The 8,813-nt window shown below is 60.4% G+C and carries 8 protein-coding genes and 2 pseudogenes; 4 read left to right on the top strand and 6 right to left on the bottom strand.

Translation table 11 applies throughout. The annotated features are described in order from the left end of the window. Nucleotides 1-185, bottom strand: a pseudogene (locus tag RHIBUN_RS36170) (IS630 family transposase); the annotation flags it as partial. A gap of 149 nt (nt 186-334) precedes the next feature. Then, nucleotides 335-868 carry a dihydrofolate reductase family protein gene (locus tag RHIBUN_RS0132465; RefSeq protein WP_025662828.1) on the bottom strand — a complete coding sequence of 178 codons (534 nt, stop codon included), beginning with the start codon at nt 866-868 and terminating at the stop codon, nt 335-337. Nucleotides 869-1,120: 252 nt separating this feature from the next. Here RHIBUN_RS0132465 and RHIBUN_RS0132460 point away from each other — a divergent pair, with 252 nt between their 5' ends. Further along, a complete protein-coding gene (locus RHIBUN_RS0132460) occupies nt 1,121-1,441 on the top strand; it encodes an antibiotic biosynthesis monooxygenase (RefSeq protein ID WP_018857184.1) in 321 nt (106 codons plus the stop codon). A gap of 13 nt (nt 1,442-1,454) precedes the next feature. On the opposite strand, the gene RHIBUN_RS0132455 is transcribed toward RHIBUN_RS0132460, so the two are convergent. From RHIBUN_RS0132455 to RHIBUN_RS0132445, 3 genes are all read right to left on the bottom strand, one after another. Further along, nucleotides 1,455-2,858 carry an MATE family efflux transporter gene (locus RHIBUN_RS0132455; protein WP_025662827.1) on the bottom strand — a complete coding sequence of 468 codons (1,404 nt, stop codon included), beginning with the start codon at nt 2,856-2,858 and terminating at the stop codon, nt 1,455-1,457. A gap of 142 nt (nt 2,859-3,000) precedes the next feature. Then, nucleotides 3,001-4,248: a tetracycline resistance MFS efflux pump gene (locus tag RHIBUN_RS0132450; protein WP_025662826.1), complete on the bottom strand. Its 1,248-nt coding sequence runs from the start codon at nt 4,246-4,248 to the stop codon at nt 3,001-3,003. A gap of 156 nt (nt 4,249-4,404) precedes the next feature. Beyond that, nucleotides 4,405-5,310, bottom strand: a complete 906-nt coding sequence (locus tag RHIBUN_RS0132445) for a LysR family transcriptional regulator (RefSeq protein WP_025662825.1) — start codon at nt 5,308-5,310, stop codon at nt 4,405-4,407. Nucleotides 5,311-5,420: 110 nt separating this feature from the next. Between RHIBUN_RS0132445 and RHIBUN_RS0132440 the strand changes: the two genes are divergently transcribed. After that, nucleotides 5,421-6,416: an aldo/keto reductase gene (locus RHIBUN_RS0132440; protein ID WP_025662824.1), complete on the top strand. Its 996-nt coding sequence runs from the start codon at nt 5,421-5,423 to the stop codon at nt 6,414-6,416. 40 nt (nt 6,417-6,456) lie between these two features. Here RHIBUN_RS0132440 and RHIBUN_RS0132435 read toward each other — a convergent pair whose 3' ends face one another. Next, nucleotides 6,457-7,374 carry a neutral zinc metallopeptidase gene (locus RHIBUN_RS0132435; RefSeq protein ID WP_025662823.1) on the bottom strand — a complete coding sequence of 306 codons (918 nt, stop codon included), beginning with the start codon at nt 7,372-7,374 and terminating at the stop codon, nt 6,457-6,459. Between the two features lie 158 nt (nt 7,375-7,532). On the opposite strand from RHIBUN_RS0132435, the gene RHIBUN_RS0132430 reads away from it, so the two are divergent. Together RHIBUN_RS0132430 and RHIBUN_RS37835 are read left to right on the top strand one after the other, a co-directional pair. Continuing rightward, nucleotides 7,533-8,561, top strand: a complete 1,029-nt coding sequence (locus RHIBUN_RS0132430) for a zinc-dependent alcohol dehydrogenase family protein (protein ID WP_018857190.1) — start codon at nt 7,533-7,535, stop codon at nt 8,559-8,561. A gap of 117 nt (nt 8,562-8,678) precedes the next feature. Further along, nucleotides 8,679-8,813 (top strand): annotated as a pseudogene (locus RHIBUN_RS37835) (IS110 family transposase); the annotation flags it as partial.

Here is an 8,813-nt window from a genome sequence, read left to right as displayed (position 1 = left end):
GTCTGATGATGCACGCCAAGTCGTCGTCCCACCGCAAAGAACGACGGGTTCTCGCGGTAGGCCAGCAGCATGGCTGCCCGCGATACCCGGCTCGCCGGCTCGGTTCGAGACCGCGAAAGAGCTGTCAGCGTTTCGATCTCTTGCTCGCTCATCGCCAGCTCAATGACTCGCCGCCTTGGTGCCATGATGAAACTCCTCATTTGAATAATCTCAAACCAGGAATCCACCAGCGCACGTCAGGTTCCATCAAACGCCGCTTTCATGGAATCGGTCGTCTAGGTCGCAGATTATAAGCGCGCGGCCACCGCCGGACTGAGGCGGGTCGGTCGCGCGACTATGCCAGAACGTATGTCAACCTGATCACGTCCCCGCCAATTCGATCGCTCGCCACGAGGCGCAGCGGCGGCCGCGGGCCGGCGAAGAACGGCTTGCCGCGACCAAGCACGACGGGATGGAGATACATTCGATATTCATCGACCAGACCGAGGTCACCAAGACTTCGCGCCAGTTCAGGTCCGGAAACTTCAATCACTCCGTCCAGCTGAGCCTTCAACCCGCGGATGGTCGCTTCGATGTCGTCCGCGACAAGCGTGGCGTTCGGGCCGACTGATTGCAGCGAGCGCGACACGACCCATTTCGGTTGGCGCCGCCACGCCGCTGCGTAGTCGCGCTCCGCCTCGTCCCATTCGGCATGGTCTTCGTCCCAATACCGCATCGCCTCGTACATGCGGCGACCGTATACGCTTCCGGCAAGGCCGCGCACGTCGTCGATGAAATGACGAAAGAGCACGGGATCGGGCGGCCCAAATTCCATATGGTCGACATAACCATCCAGGGACTGGTTCAAAGCGAACACGAGCTTGGACATGCTGCAGGACCTCCTCCCAAGTTCCTCACAACGGTCCGACCGATGCTACGCAGAAATGAATTTGCTTACAATCTGACGTCGCTTGGTTGGTGCGACCAAATTAGAGCTCCCTTCCAACCTCTACGCACAAGGCAGACCGGCCCTAACCACCCACGGGTCACCTACAGTGGCCATTTGTGTCGACCTATTGACCTCAACTTAACTTGAGGAATTACACCCGCGCTTGTGACATCCAAAGCAAAGGAGACAGGGATGAACGGAGCGTTTTACCGGATCGACAAGTTTGCTGTTCCGGAGGCTGCGCGGGAGGAATTCCTCATGAACGTGCTGAAGACGCACGAGGTCTTGCAGGCGCAGGAGGGCTTCATCAGCCATCAGGTGCTGGAGCAGGTTTCAGGGCCTGGCGAGTTCAACTTCGTGACGATCGCGCAATGGGAAAGTGCCGAGGTGATCGACCGGGTCAAAGCGGTGGTGCAGGCAGCCCATCGCGCCAGAAACTTCGACCCGCAGGCGCTGTTCGAACGCCTAGGCATTCGCGCCGACATTGCCAACTACAAGCCGATCGCGGCTTGATCCGAATGGCCGGCTAGACGCCGGCCATGTTCTTTTCGCGGCGGACAAGCAGGTAGAAGCGTCCGCAAAGCATCACGGCTGCCGCCGCCAGCCCGACCAAGAAGCCGAACCAGATGCCGATTCCACCGAAGCCAAGCGGGAACGCAAAGGCCCAAGCGAGGAAGAAGCCAATCGGCCAATAGGCGATCAGCGCCAGGATCATCGGTACGCGCGCATCCTTCAAGCCGCGCAGCAGGCCATTGGCGATTGCCTGCAAGCCATCGACCAACTGGAAGAGCCCTGCCACAACGATCAGCGGCCCAGCATAGGCAAGCACCTGAGGTGCCTCCGGCAGGGTCGTATCAAGGAACCAGCTTCCCAGGAACTCGGGAACGGCAGCAAACAGAATGCTGCCGGCCGCCGCGATCAGGCAGGCGATGACGACGACAGCGATCGAAGCCCGAACGACTGCGGTGTAGTCGCCCTGCCCGTGCGCGACGCCGACCCGAACGGTGGCCGCCTGCGACAGGCCAAGCGGGATCATGAAGGCAATCGACGCCCATTGCAGCGCGATGCCGTGAGCGGCGAGCTCGATCGTTCCGATTTGCCCCATCAGCAGCGAGGCAACGGTAAAGAGGCTCACTTCGGCGAGGATCGTCACGCTGATCGGCAGGCCGAGACGCACGACTTCCCAGAAGGCCTTCCAGTCGGGACGCCAGAACCGGACGAATATCTCGTAGCGCCGCGTCTCCGCCCTGCTCTGCACATAGCCAATGATAAACAGGAAGCCGGCGGCCTGCACGACGACCGAAACGATCGCCGCTCCCTCTAGGCCCATTGCCGGGAAGCCGAAATGGCCGAGCACCAGCGCATATGCGAAGAAGGCGTTCAGCACCAGCATCGCGATCGTCACGTTGAGAATGACCGCCGCGCGGCCGATCGCGCTGACCAGCGCACGCATGACATTGTAAAGCAGCCCCGGCAGCACGCCGAATTGACCGATCAATATGTAGCCATTTGCGAGTGCAGCCACTTCGGGCTTCTGTCCAGCGACAAGCAGGATCCGCTCGGAATTGAAGAACGCTGGCAGCATGATCACCCAATAGGCCAGCACGACCCAAAGGCCCATGCGCAGCGACCGGCGCACGCTGACGACGTCGCCCTTCCCGTAGGCCTGCGCAACCATCGGTATGACCGCGATGGCGAAACCCGAGCCGAAAACGAGGATCGTGAACAGGAACTGCGCCGATAGCACCATGGCAGCGAGGTTTTCAGCACCGAGACGGCCGACAATCATCACGTCGGTCGTGTTGATGCCGAGCTGGGCCAGCTGCGCGCCAATCAACGGGACTCCGAGCGCCAGCGTGGCGCGGAAATGCGCAGCCCAATGGTTATCGTTTTTCGGCGCTAGCTTGCGCGCGTCGATCGGCGTGTCCATGACACCAGTCCTGTGATTGAATCGCTGACGGCCGCAAGTTGCGGCAAAACATCAAGAGGAATTAGATCAAAGCTCCGCAAAGAGCCATTCAAAACTAGGCAAATGATGAAAAATTCATCATCGCATCACGAATTCTGATGGCTCACTCGGCCGGCTGCTCGACGGCATCTGCGACCTTGACCGTGCGTACCTTCGTCAAGAACACAATGGCCGCGATCAGGATGATGATGGCCGACAGCAGGTATGGCGCCCCGGCGAAACGCACCGGCGCCTCGGGTCCAGTGAAGTAGCCGAACAGCTGCGTAAAGATCAGCGGCCCGACGATCGTGGTGATGCTGCTGAGGCTGGTGAGCGCCCCTTGCAATTCTCCCTGAGCAGAGGGGGGCACCTTGGCGACTGCTATGCTTCGCAGCGGCGGATCGGCGACATTTTCCATCACCGTCAGCACGATGATCGTGTAGACCATCCAGCCCTCCCAGGCGAAGGCGTAACCCGTCAGTCCGACGACGGAAAAACACAAGCCCAGCACTGCCGTCTTCCACTCGCCGAGTACCGGCACGATCTTCGGCAGAATGACGCCCATGACAAAGGCTGCGCCGATGCCGTAGATGCCGAGAGACAGGCCGATCTGGCCCTCGCTCCAGCCATAACGGAAAGTCGATACGAAGGCCCAGACCGCCGGATAGACGGCATGCGCCAGCCAGAAAAGGAACATGACCGCACAGATTGACCCAATACCGGGGTAGTTTCGCATCTGCTTCAGCGCGCCAAGAGGATTGGCACGCTTCCACTCAAACGTCCGGCGATTCTTTGCCTCCAATGTCTCGGGAAGCATGAAATAGGCGGCAACGAAATTGAGGAACGAGAGCGCCGCTGCCCCAAAAAACGGTACCCGGGGGCCGAACTCGCCGAGGAAGCCGCCGATGACAGGGCCGATCGTGAAACCGACGCCAAACGCAATGCCGATCAGGCCGAAATTCTTGGCCCGATTGTCATCATTGCTGATGTCGGCGATGTAGGCGGAACAGGTCGCAAAGCTGCCGCCGCTGAAGCCAGCCAGCGCACGACCGATAAAAAGCATCCAGAAGCTCGTCGCCACTGCGCAGATGAAGTTGTCGATCGCAAAGGTCAGCACCGACAGAAGCAGAATGGGGCGCCGCCCGAAGCGGTCGCTGAGATTGCCCAGGAACGGCGCAAACAGGAACTGCATGACCGCATAGACGACAAGCAGCCAGCCACCATCGAGAGCTGCATCGCTCACGGACCCACCGGTCAATTGCTCAAGATAAGCGGGCAGCACAGGCATGATGATCGCGATCCCGATCACGTCGAGAAACAGGATCATGAAGACAAGGAACAAGCCGCGACGAACGAATTTCGGATCAAGCATGAGGCATCTCTACAGCAGGCTATTTCTGAAAAGACGATCTCGTCGCCGGCATTTGTTACATAGCTCACGTATATTAGCGAAACAATCCGTGAACATTTCAAATCTTTTGATAGGCTCACGAGTTAAGTTGATCGAGAACCGGAACAAACGGGGATTCTACCCCTCTTTCCGCAGTTCGCCTTTGACGAAGTCGACGAACGCCCGAAGCGCAGGCGGCATGTGTTTACGGCTCGCATAGTAGAGAAACGGACCTGAGAATTCCGTCACCCAATCATCGAGGATCGGCACCAATTCTCCCCTCTCGATGGCGGGCATCAGAACCTCCTCGAAGGTCCTGATGATGCCGAGCCCGGTGACCGCAGCCGAGACTTGCATTTCGATCGTGTTGGCGATGATCGGCCCCTTCGGCGTAATCACTAGAGTCTCGTCTGCCCGCTCGAACTCCCAGGGCAACACAGCTCCGCTGAGGAAACGATGCCTGATACACTCATGCTCGAGCAGGTCGCGCGGGTGACCAGGGATACCGCGGCGCTCGAGGTAGTCAGGCGCGGCCGCCGTGACATATCTTTGACGGCGCGGCCCGATCGGCACTGCGATCATGTCGCGATCAAGCCGCTCGTCATAGCGGATGCCGGCGTCATACCCGGCTGCGAGCACATCGACGAACGTATCCTCTCCGACGATCTCGAGCGAGATCCGCGGGTAACGCTTCAGAAAACGGCTGGCGAGATCAGGCAGGAAAAGCCGCGTGGCGATGATCGGCACATTGAGGCGGAGGGTTCCGCTCGGGCTATCACGGAAAACGTCGAGTTGCTGGAGCGCCAAGGAGATTTCGCTAAGCGCAGGTGTCAGGCGTTGGAGCAGCCGCTCCCCAGCCTCCGTCGGCGTGACGCTGCGGGTCGTCCGGTTGAGCAGGCGAACACCGACATGCTCCTCCAGCCGCCGCAGCGAGTCGCTCAGTGAAGAAGCGGAGACACCGCGCTTGCGGGCAGCGGCGCGAAAGCTGCGCTCCCTTGCAATGGCCGTGAAGGCATCCAGATCATTGAGAGGAAGGTCTTCCATTGTGCATTTCCCCGTACAGCTCGTTCGCATTCATATGGATTATCGCACGAGGCCGGGGCGCGATAAAACTATTCCCGGCGATCAACATCGGCGTGACGAAGGAGAACGAAATGGAAAAGCATCGTTTGGGAGAAACCGGCCCAATGGTATCGGCCATCGGCCTCGGCTGCATGGGCATGTCCGGCATGTACGGGCCATCCGACCGCAGCGAGAGCATTGCCACGATTCATGCTGCTCTCGACGTCGGCATCAACCTGCTCGACACCGGCGACTTCTACGGCATGGGCCACAACGAGATGCTGATCGGCGAAGCGTTGAAGGGCCGCAAGCGGGACGACGTCGTCATCAGCGTCAAGTTCGGCGCCCTGCGCGATCCAGCCGGCAACTGGAGCGGCTACGACTCCCGGCCCGCCGCGATCAAGAACTTCCTCGCCTACACGCTGAAGCGTCTCGACGTCGACTACATCGACATCTACCGCCCCGCCCGCCTGGATCCCAACGTTCCCATCGAGGAAACGGTGGGCACGATCGGTGACATGATCAAGGCAGGGTACGTCAGGCATGTCGGCCTTTCGGAAGTCGGCGCAGATACCATACGCCGCGCAGCCAGCGCCCATCCGATTTGCGATGTGCAGATCGAGTATTCACTGATCTCGCGCGGCATCGAGAACCAGATCCTGCCAACCTGCCGTGAGCTCGGGATTTCAATCACCGCCTACGGTGTTCTCTCCCGCGGCCTGATCAGCGGACATTGGCATAAGGGACAGGCAACCGGCTCCGGTGATTTCCGCGGCATGAGCCCGCGCTTCCAGGACAGCAACATCGATCAGAACCTCGCGCTCGTCGAGGAACTGCGAAAGATCGCGGACGAGAAGCGGGTATCTGTCGCTCAGATCGCCATCGCCTGGGTGGCGGCCCGCGGGCAGGACATCGTGCCCCTCGTCGGCGCGCGCCGACGTGACCAGCTTACCGAAGCGCTCGGTTCGCGCTCTGTGCAATTGTCCACCGAGGATATGGCGGCCATCGAACGCGCCGTGCCGAAGGACGCCGCGGCGGGTGCACGCTACCCTGACGCACAGATCAGACATATGGACAGTGAAAAGTGATGCTGGCCAGCCTCTCCACATAAGGAGAGGCTGCCTCAAATCACACGGGGCCTGAGAAGGTATCGCAGGCCGACAACTGCCCGCTGTCGAAGCCGCGCTTGAACCAACGCGCCCGCTGCTCCGAAGTGCCGTGGTTGAAACTCTCGGGCACGACGTAGCCCTGGCTGCGCTTCTGCAGCCTGTCGTCGCCAATCTGCTGGGCTGCGTTCAGCGCCTCCTCCAGATCACCGGCTTCGAGAATGCCCTTCTGATCGGTAAATTTGCCCCAGATGCCGGCGAAGCAGTCGGCCTGCAGTTCAACGCGGACGGACATCTTGTTGGCCTCCGCCTCGCTCATCCGCTGACGCGCCTCGTTGAATTTCGGCAGGATGCCGAGCAAGTTCTGAACATGATGGCCGACTTCATGCGCAACGACGTAGGCTTCGGCGAAATCGCCGGAGGCGCCGAACTGGCGGCTGAGCTGGTTGAAGAAGGCAGTGTCGAGATAGACCTTGTGGTCGCTCGGGCAGTAGAAAGGACCGGTCGCCGCCGAGGCAAAGCCGCAGGCAGACTGCGTCTGTCCGGAAAAGAGAACGAGGCGAGGCTCTTCGTACTGACGACCAAGGGACTTGAAGATCCCGTTCCACGTGTCCTCGGTCTCGGCAAGAACGGTACGAACGAATGCGGTCATTTCATCGTTGGCAGGTGTCTGACTTCCCGATTCGCTTTGCTCATAGCCGGGGCCGTTGGTCGTCATGCCGCCATCCATAACCTGCAGCAGGTCTATGCCCATGGCCTTGAGGATAAAATAGATGACAACAAGAAAGATGATGGTGCCGATGCTCAGGCCGCCGCCGCGCCGGCCCATGCCGCCGCCGGTAGGAAAGCCGAAGCCTCCACCTCTGCCCAATCCGCCCATGGAAGGATCGCCACGACGATCCTCGATGTTGTCGGACTGACGCCGGCCTTTCCACTCCATGACGGTTCCCCTGGGCTAAACCTTCGATCGGTAGGTATATATCTCGATGATCGGGAAATTCCAGTTAACCTGAGAGAACCCGTACACCACTGTGGACCAGCTTGACGAGACATCGACATTCGGGCCTCCTTGCGAGAAGAAGTCTGAGGAGGAGAGACATGAAGGCACTTCGGCTCGAAGCGACGGGCAAGCTGGCTCTGCGCGAGGTAGAGCGTCCCGACCCGGGTGTTGGCGAGTTGCTGGTTCGTGTGGAGGCTTGTGGCATTTGCGGCACCGACCGGCATCTGTTCCTCGGAGAGTTTCCTTCCAAGCCGCCCGTTACGCTCGGCCATGAGTTCTGCGGCATCATCGAAAGAGTGGGCGATGGCGTGAGCGGCTTTCGCGAAGGCATGCGCGTCACCGGCGATCCGAATATCGCATGCGGTCAGTGTCCAGAATGCCAGCGCGGCCGCGTCAATCTCTGCCATAACCTGCAGGCGACCGGCATCCATCGCGACGGTGGCTTTGCGGAATATGTCTGCATCCCGCAGCAGCAGGCTTTCGAGCTGCCCTTGGCACTGCCGCCTCTGCATGGCGCCTTCTGCGAACCTCTCGCCTGCTGCATCCACGGTGTCGACCTTGCGGAAATCCGAACGGGCTCGTCGGTTGTCGTCCTTGGCGGCGGCGTGATCGGCTTGCTGGTCGTCCAGTTGGCCCGCCTGGCGGGAGCGACAAAGGTTGTTCTCGTTACCCGCAGCGAAGAGAAGCGGAGGGTCGCCGAAAGGCTGGGAGCGACCGCGAATGCGGATCCCTCGGTCGGCGATATCGTGTCCCGCTTGACCGCGCACGACGGTTTGTTGCCGGGAGGCGCCGATGTCGTCATCGAATGCGCGGGCGTAGCGGAAACGATCGAACAGGCACCTGGGCTTGCGCGGCGCGGCGGCACGGTCGTGATCCTCGGAGTCATGCCGCAGGGTGTGAAGGTCGCAATCGAGCCGTTCGATCTCCTCTTCCGAGAGATCAAGCTGGTAAGCTCATTTATCAACCCGTTCACTCACCGGCGGGCGGCCGAACTGATCGCGTCGGGAACGATCCAAGTCGAGCCACTGATCTCCCGCCGGATCGGTTTCAAGGAGGGCGTGGAAGCGATCTCCAATCCCGCCCGGAAAGGCGAGATCCGGGCACTTGTCGTACCGGGCATCGACTAGATGGTGTAACGGGCGGAGCTCGGCCAGCGAGGTTTGAAAGGCTGGTGGTCGTCCCTCACAATGATGGTTTCGCGGAGTCAGGAGTGGCCTGCTCCATAGCATCACGGAGAGACGACCATGAAGCAGTATGCCGGAATCGATGTCTCGTTGGAATATTCAAGTGTGTGCGTGGTGGATGCAGATGGCCGCATCGTGCGTGAAGCAAAGGTACTGAGCGAGCCCGATGCGCTGATCGCCTGGTTTGCCGAGCAC

It is taken from the genome of Rhizobium sp. IBUN, from assembly GCF_000510625.1.
Taxonomy (GTDB): Bacteria; Pseudomonadota; Alphaproteobacteria; order Rhizobiales; family Rhizobiaceae; genus Rhizobium; species Rhizobium altiplani.
This window is presented reverse-complemented; position numbering and strand designations above follow the sequence as displayed.

Bases quoted from the DNA above. Each gene is read 5' to 3' on its own strand.
- RHIBUN_RS0132430 (WP_018857190.1), top strand. From the start codon at position 7,533: ATGAAGGCACTTCGGCTCGAAGCGACGGGCAAGCTGGCTCTGCGCGAG.
- RHIBUN_RS0132435 (WP_025662823.1), bottom strand. From the start codon at position 7,374: ATGGAGTGGAAAGGCCGGCGTCAGTCCGACAACATCGAGGATCGTCGT.
- RHIBUN_RS0132445 (WP_025662825.1), bottom strand. From the start codon at position 5,310: ATGGAAGACCTTCCTCTCAATGATCTGGATGCCTTCACGGCCATTGCA.
- RHIBUN_RS0132440 (WP_025662824.1), top strand. From the start codon at position 5,421: ATGGAAAAGCATCGTTTGGGAGAAACCGGCCCAATGGTATCGGCCATC.
- RHIBUN_RS0132455 (WP_025662827.1), bottom strand. From the start codon at position 2,858: ATGGACACGCCGATCGACGCGCGCAAGCTAGCGCCGAAAAACGATAAC.
- RHIBUN_RS0132460 (WP_018857184.1), top strand. From the start codon at position 1,121: ATGAACGGAGCGTTTTACCGGATCGACAAGTTTGCTGTTCCGGAGGCT.
- RHIBUN_RS0132450 (WP_025662826.1), bottom strand. From the start codon at position 4,248: ATGCTTGATCCGAAATTCGTTCGTCGCGGCTTGTTCCTTGTCTTCATG.
- RHIBUN_RS0132465 (WP_025662828.1), bottom strand. From the start codon at position 868: ATGTCCAAGCTCGTGTTCGCTTTGAACCAGTCCCTGGATGGTTATGTC.